The sequence below is a fragment of the Raineyella sp. genome (genome assembly GCF_034933565.1).
GTDB lineage: Bacteria > Actinomycetota > Actinomycetes > Propionibacteriales > Propionibacteriaceae > Raineyella.
Window position 1 is genome coordinate 18,537 of sequence record NZ_JAYFNG010000035.1, and the last position, 19,453, is coordinate 37,989.

Genomic DNA, 19,453 nt, shown 5'->3' on the forward strand with positions numbered 1-19,453 from the left:
CCCAACCCCCAGTTCTCTTCTCACTGCAACCAAAATCCCTGAGAAGAACCATCCGAAAGGAACGAGAATGACCCCGTTGGAAATCGCTGGCAGCATGAACATGCTCGGCTACGGCCTGGCGACCCTCGGCCCGGCCATCGGCGTGGGCTGGATCTTCGCCTCCGTCATCAACGGCACCGCCCGTCAGCCCGAGGCCCGTGGCGCGATGATGAGCACCGCGTTCATCGGCTTCGCCGTGGTAGAGGCCCTGGCCATCATCGGCATCGCCCTGGCCTTCGTCCTTAAGTGATGATTTCCATGGTGCCGATGGAACTCGACCTCGGCCCCCTCCTGCCCACCCACAACGCGGAGATCATCGTCGGGTTCGTCCTGATGATCCTGGTGTTCCTGGTGATGTGGAAGGCGGTGGTCCCTGCGTTCGAGAAGATGTACGCCGAGCGCACGGCCGCCATCCAGGGTGGTATGGACAAGGCCGAGAAGGCCCAGGCAGAGGCGCAGGCGGCGCTGGCCGACTACAAGGCCCAGCTCGCCGACGCCCGTACCGAGGCGGCTCGCATCCGCGAGGACGCCAAGAACCAGGGCGCACAGATCATCGCAGAGATGCGCGAGCAGGCCGAGGCCGAGGCGCAGCGGATCATCGCGACGACCACGACGCAGATGGACGCCGAGCGGAAGCAGGCCATGGGCGAACTCCGCAACGAGGTCGGTGGCCTGGCCACCACCCTCGCCGGCCGGATCGTCGGCGAGTCCCTCGCCGACGACGAGCGGGCCCGTCGCACGGTCGAGCGCTTCCTGGCTGATCTGGAGTCGCAGACGGAGACGGAGAAGGCATGAGCCCCCAGACGGATCGCATCGACGAGCCCCGGCTGAACAGCCTGGACCAGGTCCTGGATGCGCAGCACGCGCACCCGGCGCTGGTCGAGGAGCTGTTCTCGATCGCCGACCTGTTCGGTTCGGACCCCGCGCTGCGGCGTGCGGTCACCGATCCCGGAGCACCGGTGGAGGCTCGCCAGCAGCTCGTCAGCCGGCTGCTCGACGGCAAGGTCTCACCAGAGGCCGTCGCTGTCCTGCGGCAGGCTGCCGGTCTGCGCTGGCGCACGGCGGGGACCTTCGTGTCCTCCGTCGAGCGCCAGGCGATCCGGTCTGCTCTCGCCCAGGCACAGGCCGCGGGCCAGCTGGACCAGGTGGAGGACGAACTCTTCCGCCTGGAGCGGACCGTGGCCGGCACGCCGGAGCTGCGCGACGCGCTGTCCGACAACCGCCAGCCCCTGGCCGCCCGCCAGGACATCGTGGCCCGACTGCTGGACGGGAAGGCCGCACCGGCGACGGTCGTCCTCGCCCGCCGCGCGGTGGTCGCTCGTGAGCGCACGTTCGCCGACACCGTGGACGGCTACCTCGCCCTGGCGGCGGCCCAGCGCAGCCGCGCTGTCGCCACCGTACGGGTGGCGGTGCCGTTGACGGCCGAGCAGACGGCTCGCCTGCAGAACGCCCTGAACAAGCAGCTGGGTCGCCCGGTCAGCATGCATGTCGTCGTGGATCCCGCGGTCCTCGGTGGCGTACGTGTCGAGGTCGGCGACGAGGTGATCGACGGGACCGTGGCCTCCCGTCTGGACGAGGCTCGCAAGCTGTTCTCGTGACGGCACGCGAACCGATCGCCCCGGGTGACTCCGGAACCTGAACTACGACACTCACAGACAACGAGAACAAGGACGCAGAAGATGGCGGAACTTACTATTCGTCCGGAGGAGATCCGGAACGCGCTGGACCAGTACGTCCAGCAATTCACCCCGGAGACCTCCTCTCGTGAAGAGGTCGGCACGGTCGTCACCTCGGGCGACGGCATCGCCCGCGTCGAGGGCCTGCCCTCGGCGATGGCCAACGAGCTGCTGCGCTTCGAGAACGGCACGCTCGGCATCGCCCAGAACCTCGAGGCCCGTGAGATCGGCGTCGTGGTGCTGGGGTCCTCCGAAGGCATCGACGAGGGCCAGACCGTCCGCCGCACCGGCGACGTGCTGTCCGTCCCGGTCGGTGAGGGCTACTTGGGCCGCGTCGTCGACGCCATGGGCAACCCGATCGACGGGCTCGGTGAGATCACCGGCATCGAGGGTCGTCGTCCCCTCGAGATCCAGGCCGCCGGCGTGATGGACCGCCAGGAGGTCCGCGAGCCCCTGCAGACCGGCATCAAGGCCATCGACTCGATGACCCCGATCGGTCGCGGCCAGCGCCAGCTGATCATCGGTGACCGTAAGACCGGCAAGACCGCCATTGCCATCGACACGATCATCAACCAGAAGGCCAACTGGGAGTCGGGCGACCCGACCAAGCAGGTCCGCTGCATCTACGTCGCCATCGGCCAGAAGGGCTCCACTGTCGCGGAGGTCCGCGGCGTGCTGGAGAAGGCCGGCGCGATGGAGTACACCACCATCGTCAACGCCCCCGCGTCCGACCCGGCCGGCTACAAGTACATGGCCCCCTACACCGGTTCGGCCATCGGCCAGAACTGGATGTACCAGGGCAAGCACGTCCTGATCGTCTTCGACGACCTGACCAAGCAGGCCGAGGCCTACCGCGCCATGTCGCTGCTGCTGCGTCGTCCGCCGGGCCGCGAGGCCTACCCCGGTGACGTGTTCTTCCTCCACTCCCGCCTGCTGGAGCGCTGCGCGAAGCTCTCCGATGCCAAGGGCGGCGGCTCGATGACCGGCCTGCCGATCATCGAGACCAAGGCCAACGACGTGTCGGCGTACATCCCGACCAACGTGATCTCGATCACCGACGGCCAGATCTTCCTGCAGTCCGACCTCTTCAACGCGAACCAGCGTCCCGCCGTGGACGTCGGCATCTCGGTGTCGCGCGTCGGTGGCGCGGCCCAGACCAAGGCGATGAAGGGCGTGTCCGGCACGCTGAAGATCGACCTGGCCCAGTACCGCGACCAGCAGGCGTTCGCCATGTTCGCCTCCTCGCTGGACGAGGCGACCAAGCGTCAGCTGGAACGCGGCGCCCGCCTCACCGAGCTGCTGCGCCAGAAGCAGTACTCGCCGTACCCGATGGAGGAGGAGTCGGTCTCCATCTGGGCCGGCACCACCGGCAAGCTGGACGACGTGGCCGTCGACGACGTGCTGCGCTTCGAGCGCGAGTACCTCGAGTTCCTCCGGCGCAACACCGCCCTGCTGACCACGATCCGCGACAGCGGCAAGCTCGACGACGAGACCAAGGCCGGTCTGGAGAAGGCCCTGGCCGACTTCCGTCAGGAGTTCCGCACCAGCGAGGGCAAGCCGTTGGGCACCGAGCCGGAGCCGAAGAAGATCGGCGACGAGGACGTGGAGCACGAGCAGATCGTCGTGAAGAAGGCCTGACGTGGCTACCCTTCGCGAACTCCGTGATCGGACGAGGTCCGTCCAGACCACGAAGAAGATCACGCGGGCGATGGAGCTCATCGCCGCGGCGCGGATCCGCAAGGCCCAGCAGGCCGCCGAGGCCGCCGATCCGTACACCCAGGAGCTGGTCAGGGCCCTGCAGGCCGTGGCCAGTCGGCCGGACATGGACCACCCGCTCCTGACGGAGCTGGAGCACCCGAAGCGCTCCGCGGTCCTGCTGGTCACCTCGGACCGTGGCCTGGCCGGTGGCTACTCGACGAACGTCCTGAAGGCGGGGGAGTCCGTACGGGACTACCTCACCGTCAAGCACCACCGGGAGATGGAGACCTACATCACCGGTAAGAAGGGTGTGGGCTTCTACGAGTTCCGCGGTCGGCAGATCAAGCGGTCCTGGGAGGGTTTCTCCGACGCCCCGAGCTATCGGGACGCCGACGAGATCGCCCGGGCCCTGCTGGACGCCTTCCTGACCCCGACCGACGAGGGGGGCGTCGACGAGATCTTCCTCGTCTTCACCCGCTTCGTGTCCCGCGTCAAGCAGGTGCCGCAGATCATCCGTCTGCTGCCGCTCGAAGTGGTCTCCGAGGAGGAGGCCGCCGAGCGTGCCGAGAGCGGTGCCCGGATGACCGAGCTGCACCACGCGCCGGTCTACCAGGAGGACCGGGTCGAGACCCCGTTCGACTTCGAGCCCAGCGCCGAGGCCGTCCTCGACACCCTGCTGCCGCTGTACATCGGCAACCGTGTGTACTACGCGCTGATGCAGGCTGCGGCCTCCGAGCTGGCCGCCCGTCAGGCCGCCATGAAGTCGGCGACCGACAACGCCAACGAACTGATCCGAAACCTGACGCGCGAGGCCAACCAGGCACGTCAGGCAGCGATCACCCAGGAAATTACCGAGATCGTGGGTGGCGCCGCCGCGCTGTCCGAGAGCGCGTGAGAGCGAGTGAGTGAGAGATATGACTGCGATTGCTGAACAGAACGCCGAGGTGAAGCCCGCCGCCACCGGCCGCGTCGTGCGTGTCATCGGCCCCGTCGTGGACGTCGAGTTCCCGCCGGACGGCATGCCCGAGATCCTCAACGCGCTGACCCTCGAGGTCGACGTGATGGGCGTCAAGCGGACGATGACCCTCGAGGTCGAGCTGCACATCGGTGACAACACCGTCCGCGCCATCGCCCTCAAGCCGACCGACGGCATCGTCCGCGGCCAGGAGGTCGTCGACACCGGTGCCCCGATCTCGGTGCCGGTCGGCGACGTGACCAAGGGCAAGGTCTGGAACGTGACCGGCGACGTGCTGAACGTCGACCCGGCCTCGTTCGAGGTGACCGAGCGCTGGCCGATCCACCGCGATCCGCCGCCGTTCGACGCGCTCGAGTCGAAGACCGAGCAGCTCTACACCGGCATCAAGGTCCTCGACCTGCTCACCCCGTACGTCAAGGGCGGCAAGATCGGCCTGTTCGGTGGCGCCGGCGTCGGCAAGACCGTGCTGATCCAGGAGATGATCTTCCGGATCGCCCACAACTTCGGTGGCACCTCGGTGTTCGCCGGTGTGGGCGAGCGGACCCGTGAGGGCAACGACCTCATCTTCGAGATGGAGGAGGCAGGGGTCCTCAAGGACACCGCCCTCGTCTTCGGCCAGATGGACGAGCCGCCGGGCACCCGGCTGCGGATCGCCCTGTCGGGCCTGACCATGGCGGAGTACTTCCGCGATGTCCAGAACCAGGACGTGCTGCTCTTCATCGACAACATCTTCCGGTTCACCCAGGCCGGCTCCGAGGTCTCGACCCTGCTCGGCCGGATGCCCTCCGCGGTGGGTTACCAGCCGACCCTGGCCGACGAGATGGGTGCCCTGCAGGAGCGGATCACCTCGACCCGTGGCCACTCGATCACCTCGATGCAGGCGATCTACGTGCCGGCCGACGACTACACCGACCCGGCGCCGGCGACGACGTTCGCCCACCTCGACGCCACCACCGAGCTCAGCCGCTCGATCGCGTCGCGTGGTCTCTACCCGGCCGTCGACCCGCTGACCTCGACGTCGCGCATCCTCGACCCGCAGTACGTGGGCCAGGCGCACTACGACGTGGCCACCCGGGTGAAGCAGATCCTCCAGCGCAACAAGGAGCTGCAGGACATCATCGCCATCCTCGGCATCGACGAGCTGTCCGAAGAGGACAAGATCACCGTCAACCGCGCCCGGCGGATCCAGCAGTTCCTCTCGCAGAACACCTACACCGGTGAGAAGTTCACCGGCGTGCCGGGTTCGACGGTGGAGATGCCGGAGATCGTCGAGTCGTTCCGGATGATCTGTGACGGCGAGGTCGACCACATCCCCGAGCAGGCGTTCTTCAACGTCGGCGGTCTCGATGACGTCTACCGCGCCTGGGACAAGATGAAGAAGGAAGGCTGAGCCATGGCCACGAGCACCCTCCACGTCGAGGTTGTCTCGGCCGAGCGCAGCATCTGGTCGGGCGAGGCGGTCAACGTCATCGCCCGGACCGTCGAGGGCGACATCGGTATCCTCCCGGGTCACTCCCCGTTGGTGGCGTTGCTGCAGCCCTCCGCGGTCGAGATCTTCACCCTTGAGGGCAACCGGGAGATCGTGGCTGTGGACGGCGGGTTCATCTCCGTCGCCCAGGGCCGGGTCTCGGTGCTGAGCGCCTTCGCGCGGCTCGGTCACGAGATCGACCAGCACGAGGCCGAGCAGGAGTACGCCACGGCGCTGGAACGCCTCGAGCACGAGTCGGACGACGAGGCGACCCGCCAGCACTTCAACCGGGCTCGCGCCCAGGTGCGCGCTGCGGAGAAGTACACCGGTCAGGCGAGCACTCAGCTCGTCTGACCCTCGGTCCGGCGCCGTCCGCGGCGTCGGTCGATCACACCGCCTCGGAGGGGCGGGACACCACCGGGTGTCCCGCCCCTCCGTGTGTCTGGCACGAGCTCTGCCCGCTGTGCTGCTGGCCAGTCCTGGAGTTCTTGATCGGGGCCGGCGTCAGTAGACTGTGCGCATGTATCTGGCCGTCCTCAAGGTCTGCATCGTGGCTCTTGTCGTACTGGCCATCCCTGTCCTCGTCATCGTCGCACGGCGGATCTGGCTCGTACGGACACCCGGGACCTTCGACTGCAGCATGATCTTGGAATCCGCGGCTCCGGGCACCCTCTGGGTGCCCGGAGTCTGTCGTTTCCGGAGCGAGGAGCTGTGGTGGTACCCGGACTTCGGGTTGTCCTTCGCCCCTCGGCTGCGGTTCCCACGGGACCGGACGATCGCCCTGCCCAGTCGGGACCTGCTCGGCAGTGAGCCCGCGCCCGAGTTCGCCGACTACCGGGTCGTGCCGCTCAGCCGCAAGATCGGCGGCGGCACTGCGGTGTGGGACCTGGCCATGGCCCCACCGGCCGTGACGGCGGTGCTGAGCTGGCTGGAGGCCGCCCCGCCGGGCATGGGTCACCGCCGCTCCCAGCTCCCGCCACCGCCGGAGGCGCGGAAGAGCTCCTAGCATCAGCGTCCCGGCTCATCGTCCTGGCGTCAGTGCGTGTCGGCCGAGGTATCGGTCGGCTGGCCCTCGGCCGACGTATCTGCCGTGCCTTCCTCGGCCGAGCTGCTTGTCGGATGCCCCTCGTCCAGTGCGTTGGCGTGCTCCGTGATCCGGGCACGTCGGCGCAGTGCCCGGTGATCCTCGGGCAGCCGCTCGCCCCCGGGCACCCAGAGGATGTCGCCGGACTCCCCGTTGACCACCCGGGTGAGGATGAACAGCAGGTCGGACAGCCGGTTGAGATAGGTGACCGCGAGCAGGTTGATCCCCCCGACGGACTCCTCGTCGGTGGCCGGTCCGGTGCCGTACGCCTCGATGGCGGCCCAGGCGGTGCGCTCGGCGCGGCGGGTGACCGTACGGGCCTGGTGGAGGTGCGCGGCGGCGGGGACCCCACCGGGGAGGATGAACGAGGACAGGTTCGGCAGCTGCTCGGTGAACTCGTCGCACCAGGCCTCGAGCCGGTCGATCGAGGCCTGCTCGATCCGGAGCGGGGGATAGGGCGGATTGTCCGACAGAGGGTTCGACAGGTCGGCACCCACATCGAACAGTTCGTTCTGGATCAGGCGCAGTGCGCCGGCCACCTCGTCAGGCACGCCGCCGATGGCCAGCGCCACCCCGATGATCGAGTTGGCCTCGTCGACATCTCCGTACGCCATCACCCGGGGGTCGGTCTTGGCCGCCCAGGACATGTCCGACAGCCGGGTCCGGCCGGCGTCACCGGTGCGGGTGTAGATGCGATTGAGGTTGACCATGGGCCCAGCCTAGGGGATGGGGCCGACATCGCTCCGGTCTCGCCCGACATCGCTCCGGTCTCGCCGGCCACGGCTCCGGTGGCGCCGGGGACCGGCCCCGGCGTGGGGTGAGCCTCGCCGCGCGGTCGGCCGCTAGATTCGGACCGATGTTCTTGACAGGAGGCGTAACGATGGGGAGTCGACGACTCTGGTGGCCGACGTTCGCGGTGGCGGTGGCCGGGCTGCTGGTGACCACCGGCTGTGCGCCCACCGCGACCGGTGCGGGTGCAGCGGGGACGCCGATGGGCGCGTCGGCATCAGCGACACCGGGGCAGGCGGCCGGGACGGCGCCGGGGCCGGCGGACGCGGCGACACCGGGGCAGGCGGCCGGGACGGTCAGGTGCACCTATCGTCGGTCCGGGGAACCGGCCAAGCCGGTGGATCCGCCGCCGGGCGTGGCGGCCGCGACCGGTACGACGGCGGTGATGCTGTCGTTCGCCGTGGGAAACGTCACCGTCACGATGGACCGGGCAGCGGCGCCGTGCACCGTCAACAGCTTCGAGTCCCTGGCCGAACAGGGCTTCTACACCGGCACCCGATGCCACCGCCTGGCCGACAACGGACTGTTCATGGTGCAGTGCGGGGACCCGACCGGCACCGGTGCGGGCGGTCCGGGCTACACGTTCGCCGACGAGGTGGACCCGGCGGCGACCTACCCCGCCGGGACGGTCGCGATGGCGAACTCCGGCCCGGACACCAACGGCTCGCAGTTCTTCCTCGTCTACCAGGACTCCCGGCTCCCGGCGGCCTACACCGTCTTCGGTCGGATGGACGAGGCCTCCACGTCGGTGATCGGGCGGATCGCGGCGGAGGGGCAGGACGGCTCCTGGGGCGACGGGACCGGCCGGCCCAACAACCTCGCCGCCATCACCGCGGTCCGGCTGGGCTGACCGGGCGCCGCAGGGCCTCTCCGCGCTGGGCAGCCAGGATCAGACCCGGCTGACCCGGCGCCGCAGCACGAAGCGCTCCACGGCGGCGGTGAAGACGTCACGCTGCTCCGTGTGCACCCAGTGTCCGGAGTCCTTGATCGTCACCTGCAGCGTGCCGGGGAAGTATCGACGCATGATCGGCGCGTACTCGGGGAGGACATAGTCGCTGTCGGCCGCCTTGATCCACAGCGTCGGACCGTCCCAGGAGCCCTCCACTCCCTCCGGCCAACCGAGCACCTTGTCCAGCTCGGCGGCCAGCATGGTGATGTTCGGCTGCCAGTACCAGGAGCTGCCCTTGCGGGCGAGATTCTGCAGCACCCACTGGCGTACGCCACGGTCGGGCAGCAGCGGCCGCATGATGTCGGAGGCGGTCTGGCGGTCCGGGAGGGTCTCGAGGTCGACCGCCGCGATCGCGGCCATGATGTCCTGGAACTGGCGGTGGCCGGTGTAGGTGACCGGGGACATGTCGGCGACGACCAGGCGGTCCACCAGCTCGGGGTGGCGCAGGGCCACCAGCATCGAGATCTTGCCGCCCATCGAGTGCCCGACCAGGGTGACCGGCTCTCCGGCGACCTCGGCGGACTTCGCCAGCCAGTCCGCCACGATGTCGGCGATCTGGGGGTAGTCGAAGTGTTCGGTCCACAGCGAACGGCCGTGGTTGGGCATGTCCAGCAGCACGGTCCGGGCGCCGTGCAGGCCCATGTGCCGGGCGATCTGGGCGAAGTTGCGGCCCTGGCCCAGCAGACCGTGGCAGAACACGACCAACGGCCCCTCGGAGCCGAACGGGATGGAGAAGAGATCGGGGACGGTGCTCATGGGCGGCGGCTCCAGCAGGACGTGTGCCAGTGCCGGCGCAGCGACACGGCACTGTCGGCCCCGGGTCCGGGGTCGTGCGGCCAGACCACCAGGTGGGGCGTGCCCGGCCGGATCTCATGATTGCAGCCGGGACACCGGTATGTCTTCGCGGCGTTCTGTCCGGCCATCGTGCGGACGACCCAGCGTCCGTCCGCCTTCGACTCCGCGCGGGCATGGCTGGTGCCGAGCGGTCGGGGGGCACGCAGGTGCTTGCTCGGCCGCCGCTTCATGGTCCTCCTCAGCACGTCCGGGTGTCGCGGCCCAGCATAGTCAGGTAGCGTGAAGCGGTGCGTTTGGTGATTGCTCGTTGTCAGGTCGACTACTCGGGGGCGCTGACCGCCCACCTGCCGATGGCGAACCGGCTGATCATGATCAAGGCGGACGGCTCGGTGTCGGTACACGCCGATGACCGGGCCTACAAGCCGCTGAACTGGATGAGTGCGCCCTGCACGATGACCGTACGGCCCGCCGAGGCGGACGAGGCGGCGGTCACCGATGACCTGGACAGTGAGATCTCCGAGGTCTGGACGATCCAGGGGGCGGGCCGGGAGCCTGCCCGGCTGCAGATCGCGATCGCTGCGATCCTTCATGACACCGAGCACGAGCTGGGCATCGACCCGGGCCTGCAGAAGGACGGTGTCGAGGCCCACCTGCAGGAGCTGCTGGCGGAGAACCCCGAGACCTTCGGCCCGGGCTGGTCACTGGTCCGGCGCGAGTACCCGACGGCGATCGGCCCGGTCGACCTGCTGTGCCGGGACGCCGACGGGGCCTACGTCGCCGTTGAGGTCAAGCGTCGCGGCGAGATCGACGGTGTCGAGCAGCTGACCCGCTATCTGGAGCTGATGCGGCGGGACCCGCGGCTCGGCGATGTCGCCGGCGTCTTCGCCGCCCAGCAGATCAAGCCGCAGGCCCGGGTCCTCGCCGAGGATCGGGGGATCAGCTGCGTCACGGTCGACTACGACGCCCTGCGCGGGATGGACCACTCCGAGGACCGACTCTTCTGAATCCAGGGCGCTGGGCCTGGATCCTGAGCCCTGACTCCTGAACTCGTCTGCCGTGCGGGGCGCCGGCCGCCAGGATGTCGCCGCCGGCCGCCCCGGGGCAACGAGGCGGCCGGCGACCCGGTCAGTGAGCGGCCTGCTGCGGGTCGTGGCTGCCGGTTCCGGCGTCGTCCGGGGCACCCGCTGCCGACGGGACCGGCCGGATCTGCGTCGGGGTCTCCTCCTGTGGGACGTCGGGGGCAGGTGCCACGGTGCCGCCGCCATCGGCGGCCAGCTGCTCCGCACTCGCCCGGTCAAGGACGACGGTGGCTTCCTCGACCACCTCCGGATCGTCGTTCTCCGGGGGCAGATCGATGATCGGATCACGTCCGAGCTCGTCGAGCGCCCCGAACTCCATGTCGGGGAAGTCCTCCGCGGTCGTCCCGGCCAGCGCCGACAGGTTCGACAGCTGGGCGAGGATCGCGTGCTTGCGCTGGGTCAGCAGGTCGGTCTCCCGACGCAGGCGACTCTGCCGCTCCGCCCACCGGTCGGCGACCGTCTGGTGCGCGGACTCGGCCTCCTTGTGGGCCTGGTTGACCAGCTGCTGGCCCTCCCGGGCCGCCAGTACCTTGGTCTGCTCCGCCTCGGCGGCCGCTGCGGTCCGCAGCCGCTGTGCCCGTTCGGTCTCCTCCGCGATCGAGGCGATGAGCGCCTCGTGGCGGGCCAGCGCGTCGGCCAGCATCCGCGCGGTCTGGTCCTGCACCCGCTCCTTCTCCTGGATCAGGGTAGCGAGGACCTTCTCCCGCTCGTCGGCGAGCTCGGCGCGGGTGGTCCGCACCTCCTCGGCCACCTCGTCGCGGAGTCGTCCGGCTTCGGACCGGGCCGAGTTCTGCAGCAGGGTCGACTCAGCGCGGGCCTCGTCGCGGAGCCGGGCCGCTTCGGCGCGGGCCTCGTCGAGCATCGCGTCGGCCCGGGTGCCGGCCTCGCCGAGGGTCGTCCGCGCCTTCTCCTCGGCCTCGGCCAGGGCCGTACGCGCGGTGTCCTCGGCGGCGGCGACGGTCCGCCGGGCCTCTTCCTGGGCCGCATCGAGGGTCGCCCGAGCGGTTGAAGCGGCGGCGTCGCGGGCCTCGTCGGCGGTCCGGGTGGCCTCGGCCACGATCGCGCGCGCCTCGACCTCGGCACCCGAGCGCACCAGCTCCGCCTGGGCGTCGGCCTGGCCGGTGACGTCATCGGAGTGTTGCCGGGCGGTGGAGACCAGGGCCTCGGCCTCCGCCCGGGTGGCGGCCAGGATCTTCTGTGTCTCGGTCTCCCACCGCTCGCGCAGAGCCCTGGCCTCGGCCAGTGTGGTGGTCCGCAGGTCCTCGGCGTCGCGCTCGGCGTTGTTGCGGATCTCGGCCGCCTGCTGGCGGGTCTCGGCAAGGATCTGCTCGGCCTGGCTGTTGGCGCGGTCGGTGATCTCGCGGGCCTGTGCCTCGGCGGTGGAGAGCATCTGGGTGGCGTGGGAACCGAGATTGCTGAAGTCCATCTGGACCGGCTTGTCCAGCTCGGAGCGCTGCTGGTCCACGGTCCGGCGCAGGTCCCGCTGGACGCGCTTCAGATTCGCGATCTGCGCTTCGAGGGAGCGGAGGTACTCGTCCACCGACACCTTGTTGTAGCCGCCCCATGCAGCGGTGGGGAAGCTCCCCACCGCACTGGCGGTCTCGTCGAAGAGGTCGAGGCCCTCGTTGTCTGGCACTGCTGTCTCCTGTCCGTCCATGGGCGACTGGGTCCCAGGCTACCCAGCGCCGGGGACAAAACGACGAACCACCGCCGGTGCCCCGGCGATCGGGGCAGAGGCGGTGGTTCGTCGGTGTGTCGTCGCTGCCTCGCCGGTGAACGATCAGACCAAGTGGTCCGATCGGACGAGCGCTCCGATCAGACGATGGGCATGAAACCCTCGGGGTCCGCCGGACGCTCGACGAGCTCCAGGAGGACGCCGCCGGTGCTCTTCGGGTGGCAGAAGTTGATCCGGGAGCCGTACGTGCCGTGCCGGGGGGCGTCGTACAGCATCTTCACGCCGCGGGAGGCGAGGATCTCGGCAGCCTTCTCCACATCGGCGACGCGGTAGGCGACCTGCTGGATGCCTCCGCGCCCGCCGTTCTTGGCGAGCCACTTGCCGATGGTGGACTCCTCGTTCAGCGGGGCCAGCAGCTGGATCTCGGCGTCGCGGTCGGTGACGTCGTGGCCGTTGGTGGCGAGCATGACCTCCTCGACCCCCTGCTCCTCGTTCTTGCCGCGGAACACGACGTGCCAGCCGAAGACCTCGGTGTGCAGCTTGATCGCCGCGTCCATGTCGGGGACCGCGTAGCCGACATGGTCAACGCACAGGAAGATGTCCTGGTTGTCGGAAACAACAGATGACTCGCTCATGGCACCAGCTTTCCACAGTCCATCGGTCCGCCGGCCGGGGGGTCCCGGCGCTTGCGGATCCTCGGCGGACTAGGCTGTGGACGATCTGCCAGCCTCCCTACGCGACACCGGAAGGACGTGCCCAGTGGCCCGTACCCAACCCACCGTGCCCGAGCTCATCGAGGGGGCCCGGCAGCGCAAGCCGCGGGCGCTGGGACGCCTGATCACGCTGATCGAGAACAACTCGGCCTCGCTGCGCCAGGCGATGGAGCTGATGGCTCCCGACACCGGTCACTGTCACATCGTCGGGATCACCGGGTCGCCCGGCGTCGGCAAGTCGACGAGCACATCGGCCCTGGTCACCGAGCTGCGCACCCGCGGGCAGCGGGTCGGCGTGCTGGCGGTCGACCCGTCCTCCCCGTTCTCCGGTGGCGCGGTGCTCGGCGACCGGATCCGGATGCAGAAGCACTCCCTCGATCCCGACGTCTACATCCGGTCGATGGCGACCCGCGGCCATCTCGGCGGCCTGTCCGCCGCCGCTCCCCAGGCACTGCGGGTCTTCGACACCGCCGGCTTCGACACCGTCATCGTCGAGACGGTCGGGGTCGGCCAGTCCGAGGTGGAGATCACCCAGACGGCCGACACCGTACTTGTCCTCAACGCCCCGGGCATGGGGGACGCGATCCAGGCCGCCAAGGCGGGCATCCTCGAGATCGCCGACATCTTCGTGGTCAACAAGGCGGACCGGGACGGCACCCAGTCGCTGGTCCGGGAGCTGCGCAACATGGTCGCCCTGGCCAAGCTCGGCCCGGACGACTGGAAGCCGCCGATCGTCCGGACGGTGGCCAGCCAGGGCGAGGGGATCAGCGAGCTCGTCGACCAGATCGAGGCCCACCGGGAACACGCCCAGAAGACCGAGGCCTGGCAGGCGCGCCGGCTCGACCGGGCCCGGGCGGAGGTCGAGGCGCTGGCCCTGGGCAATGTCCGCCAGCGGTTCCTGCGCCAGGGCAGGGCACATTTCGACGCGATCGCGGCCGATGTGCGCGACGGAAGGACCGACCCGTACGCGGCGGCGGACGCGATCCTGGAGGATCTCTGACCCGACCTGGTGCAGACCGGACCCGGAGCACGACACACCGCACCGAGACGAATGCTGAGCAGCGCGTCTCGGTGCGGTGTCAGTCCGGGCGGGAGGTTCAGCGGAACAGGTAGCGGGCAACCTGGTCCAACGTCATGCCCCCCTCAGCGGCGGCGAGGAGATGGTTGGTGCGGACGACGTACAGATAGTACGGAGCGGCAACGGTGGAAACGCAGGTCTTGGTCAGACGAAGTCCCTGCTGGGTGGCCTCGAAGGAGAGGCGCTGCTCCACGAGTCGGTCCCAAGCGCTTGGCGGAGGCGCTGGGCGGCGCGAGCGGACGTGATGCCGGGTCGGTGCTGTGAGAGTCATGATGTCACCTCCGTTCGGCGGACTCAAGGCGATAAGCATGTGCCACGTCGGTGCGTTGACCAAAATGTTACCAGCGGGCCGGCGTGGCCGATAGCCTCCGGCCCTGTGAGTTGCCTGGCGCTGCCTCGCTCGGCGTGTCGCTGCGAAGGTGTCGGATCCGTGGAGTAGACATAAGCGTTCCGTGTCCTCGTCCCGATCGGAGGTCGGCGTGCTGAATTGGGTGAGGAAGGCCCTTCTGGTCCTGGTCATCACGTTCGCTGTGTTCTACTTGTTCACCAATCCCCAGGGGGCGGCCGCGGCCGTCCGCGGGTTCTTCGGCCTGTTCGCGTCCATCGGGACGTTCTTCACCGCGCTGGCCCGCGGCTGACCGGGACGGTCCGATGCACGGGGCGGCGCAGAGCAGGGCGGCGCTGGGGAGGACAGCGTCGTACAGGACGGCGCTGAGCAGGGCAGCGTCGGACAGAACGGTGTCGAACAGAACAGTGCTGGGCGGGGCCGGGCGATGAACCGTCGCCAGGGGCTGCTGGACCGGATGCTCGATCCGCACATCGACGACCATCTCATCTCTGATGAGGGCGAGGTCGTCATCGACGAGGTGATGCACCACTGGGTGGTGATGGTCAAGCCCGTCCTCGTGGTGCTGCTGGGAGTGGCCATCATCCTGGCGATGCCGTTCGTCGCGGGCCTGTGGTGGTTCGTCCTGGCGCTCGGCTTCGTTCCGGTGATGTACGGCCTGTACCGCATCCAGGTCGAGTTCATGGACCGCTTCGTGATCACCAACATGCGGGTGTTCCGGGTCCACGGTGTGTTCAACCAGCAGCTCGCGACCGTGCCGATGACGCGGATCCTCGACATCAGCGTCCACAAGCCGCTGATGGGCCGGGTGTTCGGCTACGGCCACTTCACCTTCGAGTCGGCGGCACAGGACCAGGGCCTGCGCGACATCCGCTACGTCGGGCGACCCGACGAGCGCGACCTGACCATCCAACGGGTGATCCAGCGCTCCGGCCTCCGCAAGGACTTCAAGGTCGCGGTCGTCGACGAGGACGACGGCACCTGAGCCACACGGCTTCCCGGGCGAGGCGGCTCCCGAGTGACGACGACGGCATCTGAGTGACGACCGCATCACTGCGTCACGAGGACGAAGCCACCGGCGTACGGGGGGTCAGCGCCGCCCGTTGAGGCGGTGGCGGCGACCCTCGAGGACGAGGTTGCGCCGCTGCGCCGAGAAGGCGGTCGAGCGCCGGGTGTCGATCGGCGGGGTCATCTGGTCGTCCTCCGCCGGCAGCCCCGCCGCCAGTCGCCGGGCCCGGGCCAGTTCGGCGTTGACCACCCCACCGATGAGCAGCGCCAGGTTGCAGCCCCACAGCCACATCAGGGTGACGATGATCCCCGACAGGGTGCCGTAGTTGAGGTCGAGACGGACGTAGGCCCGGACGGCGTAGACCGTGAGCACCCACGAGGCCAGCGCCCCCAGTGCCACCGCCAGCAGCGCACCGGGGAGCAGCCAGCGAGCCCCTTCGTGACGGACGTTGGGTGCGGTCCGGTAGACGATCATCGCGGCGAACAGGGCGACCAGGACCAGCGCCGGCCAGCGCAGCGCGTTCCAGACGTGGAGCAGGGCATCGGGGATGCCGAGCAGGCCGCCGACCGCGCCCACCGCCGCGGGGCCGGCGATGAGCAGCACGGCCATCAGGGCCGCGGCGACCACCAGCGCCAGCGTGGTGAGGTACTGCAACGGCGGGAGCACGAGCAGCGGACGCCCCTCCATCACCTCGTGGATGCGGTTGAGCACCCGGGCCAGCGCTCCCAGGTACAGGCTGGCCGTCGCGACCGTGAAGAGCACCACGACCATCAGGGTCAGCGGAGGCAGCCCCGAATCGGCGAAACTCCGCAGTGGCGCTTCGAGCGCCGCGGCGACGACACCGGGCGCCACCGCGGAGAGGACGTAGAGGATGAGGTCGACCGTACGGTCGTCCATCCCGACGAAACTGACCAGGTCGACGACCACCATGAAGGCGGGGACGACGGCGAGCACCGCGTAGAAGGTGAGCGCCGCGGCGAGGTCCACGCACTGCAGGCGCAGGACGCTGTCGACGGATCGCCGCAGGGCGTACCACCACAGGTGTCCGGGGAGGTCGCCCCAGGTCCGGGGGAGCGCGTCATGGGTCGGCAGGCCGCGGCGGCGCCCGGGCCCGACAGGCCCCGCGCCGGGCATGTGCACCATGGGTCAGTTCCTACCATGAACGCGGCCGACCGGCGCACCCGACCCGCGAGGTGGCGGATCGGGCACGCCGGTCGGGGCGACGTACGACCTGGTGCCGGGCACGCCGGGTGTCGGACGAGCCAGATGTCAGGCAAGCCCGGTCGGACGAGCCGGATGCCCGGCGAATGGCCGACGCCGGGGGCAGGCGATCGTGGTCGAGGCGGGCGATCAGGCGGAGAGCACCGCCGAGACGAGCGCCTGGGCCTCCTGCTGGACCTGGGCGAGGTGCTCGGCGCTGATCATCGACTCGGCATAGATCTTGTACTTGTCCTCGGTGCCGGAGGGGCGTGCGGCGAACCAGGCGTGCTCGGTGGTGACCTTGAGCCCGCCGATCGGTGCCCCGTTGCCGGGGGCCTCGGTGAGGATCGCGGTGATCGGCTCGCCGGCGAGGGTGTCGGCGGTGACGTCGGCGGGGCTGAGGGCCTTGAGCCGGGCCTTCTGCTCCCGGGTGGCGTCGGCGTCGGTCCGGGCGTAGAACGGCTGCCCGTGGCGGGCGACCAGGTCGGCGTACAGCTGCGAGGGCGTACGGCCGGTGACCGCGAGGATCTCGCTGGCCAGCAGGTCGAGCAGGATGCCGTCCTTGTCGGTGGTCCAGGTGCTGCCGTCCAGGGTGAGGAACGACGCGCCGGCGGACTCCTCACCGCCGAAGCCGACCGAGCCGTCGCTCAGCCCGGGGACGAACCACTTGAACCCGACCGGGACCTCGACGAGGGTGCGCCCGATGTCCTCGGCCACCCGGTCGATCATCGACGAGGAGACCAGGGTCTTGCCGATGCCGCAGTCGGCGGGCCACTGGGGACGGTGCGTGTAGAGGTACCGGATCGCCACCGACAGGTAGGCATTGGGGTTCATCAGCCCCGCATCGGGGGTGACGATGCCGTGCCGGTCGGAGTCCGCGTCGTTGCCGGTGGACAGGTCGAACCTGTCGCGGTTGCGGATCAGCGACGCCATCGCGTTCGGGGAGGAGCAGTCCATCCGGATCTTGCCGTCGGTGTCCAGCGTCATGAACCGCCAGGTCGGGTCCACCACGGGGTTGACCACCGTGAGGTCCAGACCGAGGTGCTCGGCGATGTACTCCCAGTACTGCACCGAGGCGCCGCCCATCGGGTCGGCCCCGATCCTGACTCCGGCGGTCCGGATCGCGTCGAGGTCGATGATGTTGGCGAGGTCGTGGCAGTACGGCGTGCGGTAGTCGAACCGGGTGACCTGCGGGGCCGCCTGCTCGTACGGCAGGCGCTTGATCGGCGCAGGGTCGGCGATCAGGGCGTTCGCCCGGGCGGCGATGACCGAGGTGGCGTCGGTGTCGGCGGGGCCGCCGTGCGGCGGGTTGTACTTGAAGCCGCCGTCGCGCGGCGGGTTGTGCGAGGGGGTGACGACGATGCCGTCGGCCGGGGGCTCGGTGTCGGCCTTGTCCCGGTTGTGCACCACGATCGCGCGCGACAGCGCCGGGGTCGGGGTGTACTCGTCCTCGCGTTCGGCCCGGACATCGACGCCGTTGGCGACCAGCACCTCGATCGCCGTCCGCCATGCGGGCAGGGACAGTGCATGGGTGTCCTTGCCGAGGTAGAGCGGGCCGACGAATCCCTGTTCGGTGCGGTACTCGACGATCGCCTGGGTGATCGCGGCGATGTGGGCATCGTTGAACGCCCCGTCGAGACTCGAGCCACGATGACCCGAGGTGCCGAAGACGACCTGCTGGTCGGGATCCGTCGGGTCGGGGACGATGTCGTGATAGGCGGAGAGGACGTCGTCGACGTTGATGAGGTCTTCCGGAAGTGCCGGCTGACCAGCGCGTGCGTGAGCCATGGGTTCATCATGCCCCTAGTAGGCTGGGCCGGGCAGGCGACCCCCGAAGGTGACGGGACGGGGCAGTGGTGAAACAGGCAGTGAACCGGCAGTGGACGACGAGGAGAACCGAGCAGCGATGACCAATTCCACCTTCAATCGACCCGATGCCGTCGATCTGTCCGCCCTGAAGCAGACCGGTACGGGCCCGGGGGCCGGCACCGCGGCCGAGGCCACCCGCCGGGGGACCCGCAGCTCGTGGGTCATCGAGGTCGACGAGTCGACCGTCGAGGCGACGATCCGGCGTTCCCTGCAGTACCCGGTCGTGCTGGAACTGACCTCGGCCCGGGTCCGGGGCGCCGACCAGCTCTCGGCCGACCTCGCGGCGCTGGCGAACGGCGCGCAGGGCCGCTGGCTGCTCGCCCGGGTCGACTGCGACGCGCATCCGCAGATCGCGGCCGCGCTGCAGGTCCAGGCCGTTCCGACCGTGATGGGCCTGCTGGCCGGTCAGGCCGTGCCGCTGTTCCAGGGCGTGCTGGCGCACGACGAGATCGTCACGGTGATCGACCAGCTGCTCCAGGCGGCTCTTGCCAACGGGATCGCCGGTCACGCCGAGCCGGTCACCGTCGCCGATGACACGGAGGAGGCGGCACCGGTCCGTGACGTCCGCTACGCCGCAGCGGACGACGCCGTGGCCCGGGGGGACTTCGCCGCCGCCGAGGAGGCTTTCGACGCGCTGCTGCGGGCGAACCCCGCCGACGCCGACGCCCGTACCGGTAAGGCCCAGGCCGGTCTGTGGGCCCGGGCCGGGCAGCTCGACCCGGCCGCCGTCGGCGCCCGGCTCAGCGCGGACCCGCAGGACGGCACCGCAGTGCTGGATGCCGCGGACCTTGCGATGGTCCAGGGCCGTCCCGCGGAAGCGTTCGCGCTGATCATCGGGCTGATCCGGACCACTGTCGGTGACGACCGGGACCCGCTGCGGCGCCGACTGCTGGACCTGTTCGAGACGCTGGACCCGGCCGACCCCGCGCTGGCGAAGGCGCGCCGCGACCTGGCGAACGCTCTGTTCTGACCGTCGGCCGCCCTGGGACACCGCAGGCCGCCCCCCCCCC

Annotated in this window: 22 protein-coding genes; 14 read left to right on the forward strand and 8 right to left on the reverse strand. The window is 69.7% G+C overall.

All coding sequences use genetic code 11. The features are described from left to right. Positions 1-67: 67 nt before the first annotated feature. The 8 genes from atpE (at position 68) to VB059_RS10690 (ending at position 6,863) form a co-directional block, all read left to right on the forward strand. Positions 68-289 (forward strand): ATP synthase F0 subunit C, encoded by a 222-nt coding sequence (atpE, locus tag VB059_RS10655; protein ID WP_323422003.1) that lies wholly within the window; start codon positions 68-70, stop codon positions 287-289. 8 nt (positions 290-297) lie between these two features. Further along, entirely contained in the window at positions 298-834 is a 537-nt protein-coding gene (locus VB059_RS10660) for a F0F1 ATP synthase subunit B (RefSeq protein ID WP_323422004.1), read from the forward strand. Then, entirely contained in the window at positions 831-1,637 is an 807-nt protein-coding gene (locus tag VB059_RS10665) for a F0F1 ATP synthase subunit delta (protein WP_323422005.1), read from the forward strand. Before VB059_RS10660 ends, VB059_RS10665 begins: the two co-directional genes overlap by 4 nt. Positions 1,638-1,718: 81 nt before the next feature. Beyond that, positions 1,719-3,353, forward strand: coding sequence for a F0F1 ATP synthase subunit alpha (atpA, locus tag VB059_RS10670; RefSeq protein WP_323422006.1), 1,635 nt, complete (start codon positions 1,719-1,721; stop codon positions 3,351-3,353). Between the two features lies 1 nt (position 3,354). Next, positions 3,355-4,308 (forward strand): F0F1 ATP synthase subunit gamma, encoded by a 954-nt coding sequence (locus tag VB059_RS10675; protein WP_323422007.1) that lies wholly within the window; start codon positions 3,355-3,357, stop codon positions 4,306-4,308. Positions 4,309-4,327: 19 nt separating this feature from the next. Next, positions 4,328-5,779 (forward strand): F0F1 ATP synthase subunit beta, encoded by a 1,452-nt coding sequence (gene atpD / locus VB059_RS10680; protein WP_323422008.1) that lies wholly within the window; start codon positions 4,328-4,330, stop codon positions 5,777-5,779. Positions 5,780-5,782: 3 nt separating this feature from the next. Then, positions 5,783-6,211, forward strand: coding sequence for a F0F1 ATP synthase subunit epsilon (locus VB059_RS10685; protein WP_323422009.1), 429 nt, complete (start codon positions 5,783-5,785; stop codon positions 6,209-6,211). A gap of 166 nt (positions 6,212-6,377) precedes the next feature. Continuing rightward, positions 6,378-6,863 carry a DUF2550 domain-containing protein gene (locus VB059_RS10690; RefSeq protein ID WP_323422010.1) on the forward strand — a complete coding sequence of 162 codons (486 nt, stop codon included), beginning with the start codon at positions 6,378-6,380 and terminating at the stop codon, positions 6,861-6,863. A 29-nt stretch (positions 6,864-6,892) separates the two neighbouring features. Here VB059_RS10690 and VB059_RS10695 read toward each other — a convergent pair whose 3' ends face one another. Further along, positions 6,893-7,651, reverse strand: coding sequence for a cob(I)yrinic acid a,c-diamide adenosyltransferase (locus VB059_RS10695; RefSeq protein ID WP_323422011.1), 759 nt, complete (start codon positions 7,649-7,651; stop codon positions 6,893-6,895). 170 nt (positions 7,652-7,821) lie between these two features. On the opposite strand from VB059_RS10695, the gene VB059_RS10700 reads away from it, so the two are divergent. Then, positions 7,822-8,580, forward strand: a complete 759-nt coding sequence (locus tag VB059_RS10700; protein WP_323422012.1) for a peptidylprolyl isomerase — start codon at positions 7,822-7,824, stop codon at positions 8,578-8,580. 39 nt (positions 8,581-8,619) lie between these two features. On the opposite strand, the gene VB059_RS10705 is transcribed toward VB059_RS10700, so the two are convergent. Both VB059_RS10705 and VB059_RS10710 read right to left on the reverse strand, forming a co-directional pair. Beyond that, positions 8,620-9,435 (reverse strand): alpha/beta fold hydrolase, encoded by an 816-nt coding sequence (locus tag VB059_RS10705; RefSeq protein WP_323422013.1) that lies wholly within the window; start codon positions 9,433-9,435, stop codon positions 8,620-8,622. Then, positions 9,432-9,704 (reverse strand): hypothetical protein, encoded by a 273-nt coding sequence (locus VB059_RS10710; RefSeq protein ID WP_323422014.1) that lies wholly within the window; start codon positions 9,702-9,704, stop codon positions 9,432-9,434. Before VB059_RS10710 ends, VB059_RS10705 begins: the two co-directional genes overlap by 4 nt. A 57-nt stretch (positions 9,705-9,761) precedes the next feature. Here VB059_RS10710 and nucS point away from each other — a divergent pair, with 57 nt between their 5' ends. After that, on the forward strand, positions 9,762-10,478 hold the full coding sequence (nucS, locus tag VB059_RS10715; protein ID WP_323422015.1) for an endonuclease NucS: 717 nt from the start codon (positions 9,762-9,764) through the stop codon (positions 10,476-10,478). A gap of 121 nt (positions 10,479-10,599) precedes the next feature. Here the strand turns inward: nucS and VB059_RS10720 are convergent, their stop codons facing one another. Both VB059_RS10720 and mce read right to left on the reverse strand, forming a co-directional pair. After that, the gene (locus VB059_RS10720) at positions 10,600-12,189 is read right to left on the reverse strand and encodes a DivIVA domain-containing protein (protein ID WP_323422016.1); all 1,590 of its coding nucleotides are present in this window, start codon (positions 12,187-12,189) and stop codon (positions 10,600-10,602) included. Between the two features lie 179 nt (positions 12,190-12,368). After that, entirely contained in the window at positions 12,369-12,863 is a 495-nt protein-coding gene (mce, locus tag VB059_RS10725; RefSeq protein WP_323422017.1) for a methylmalonyl-CoA epimerase, read from the reverse strand. 145 nt (positions 12,864-13,008) lie between these two features. On the opposite strand from mce, the gene meaB reads away from it, so the two are divergent. After that, positions 13,009-13,941: a methylmalonyl Co-A mutase-associated GTPase MeaB gene (meaB, locus tag VB059_RS10730; protein WP_323422018.1), complete on the forward strand. Its 933-nt coding sequence runs from the start codon at positions 13,009-13,011 to the stop codon at positions 13,939-13,941. A 97-nt stretch (positions 13,942-14,038) separates the two neighbouring features. Here the strand turns inward: meaB and VB059_RS10735 are convergent, their stop codons facing one another. Continuing rightward, positions 14,039-14,212, reverse strand: a complete 174-nt coding sequence (locus VB059_RS10735; protein WP_323422019.1) for a hypothetical protein — start codon at positions 14,210-14,212, stop codon at positions 14,039-14,041. Between the two features lie 286 nt (positions 14,213-14,498). Here VB059_RS10735 and VB059_RS10740 point away from each other — a divergent pair, with 286 nt between their 5' ends. Then, the gene (locus VB059_RS10740; protein ID WP_323422020.1) at positions 14,499-14,657 is read left to right on the forward strand and encodes a hypothetical protein; all 159 of its coding nucleotides are present in this window, start codon (positions 14,499-14,501) and stop codon (positions 14,655-14,657) included. A gap of 135 nt (positions 14,658-14,792) precedes the next feature. Beyond that, entirely contained in the window at positions 14,793-15,350 is a 558-nt protein-coding gene (locus VB059_RS10745) for a PH domain-containing protein (RefSeq protein WP_323422021.1), read from the forward strand. Between the two features lie 105 nt (positions 15,351-15,455). Here VB059_RS10745 and VB059_RS10750 read toward each other — a convergent pair whose 3' ends face one another. Both VB059_RS10750 and pgm read right to left on the reverse strand, forming a co-directional pair. Further along, complete coding sequence (locus tag VB059_RS10750) at positions 15,456-16,517, reverse strand: YihY/virulence factor BrkB family protein (RefSeq protein WP_323422022.1); 1,062 nt, start codon at positions 16,515-16,517, stop codon at positions 15,456-15,458. Positions 16,518-16,724: 207 nt separating this feature from the next. Next, complete coding sequence (gene pgm, locus VB059_RS10755) at positions 16,725-18,362, reverse strand: phosphoglucomutase (alpha-D-glucose-1,6-bisphosphate-dependent) (RefSeq protein WP_323422023.1); 1,638 nt, start codon at positions 18,360-18,362, stop codon at positions 16,725-16,727. 118 nt (positions 18,363-18,480) lie between these two features. Here pgm and VB059_RS10760 point away from each other — a divergent pair, with 118 nt between their 5' ends. Next, positions 18,481-19,413 (forward strand): tetratricopeptide repeat protein, encoded by a 933-nt coding sequence (locus tag VB059_RS10760; RefSeq protein ID WP_323422024.1) that lies wholly within the window; start codon positions 18,481-18,483, stop codon positions 19,411-19,413. The last annotated feature ends 40 nt before the right edge of the window (positions 19,414-19,453 follow it).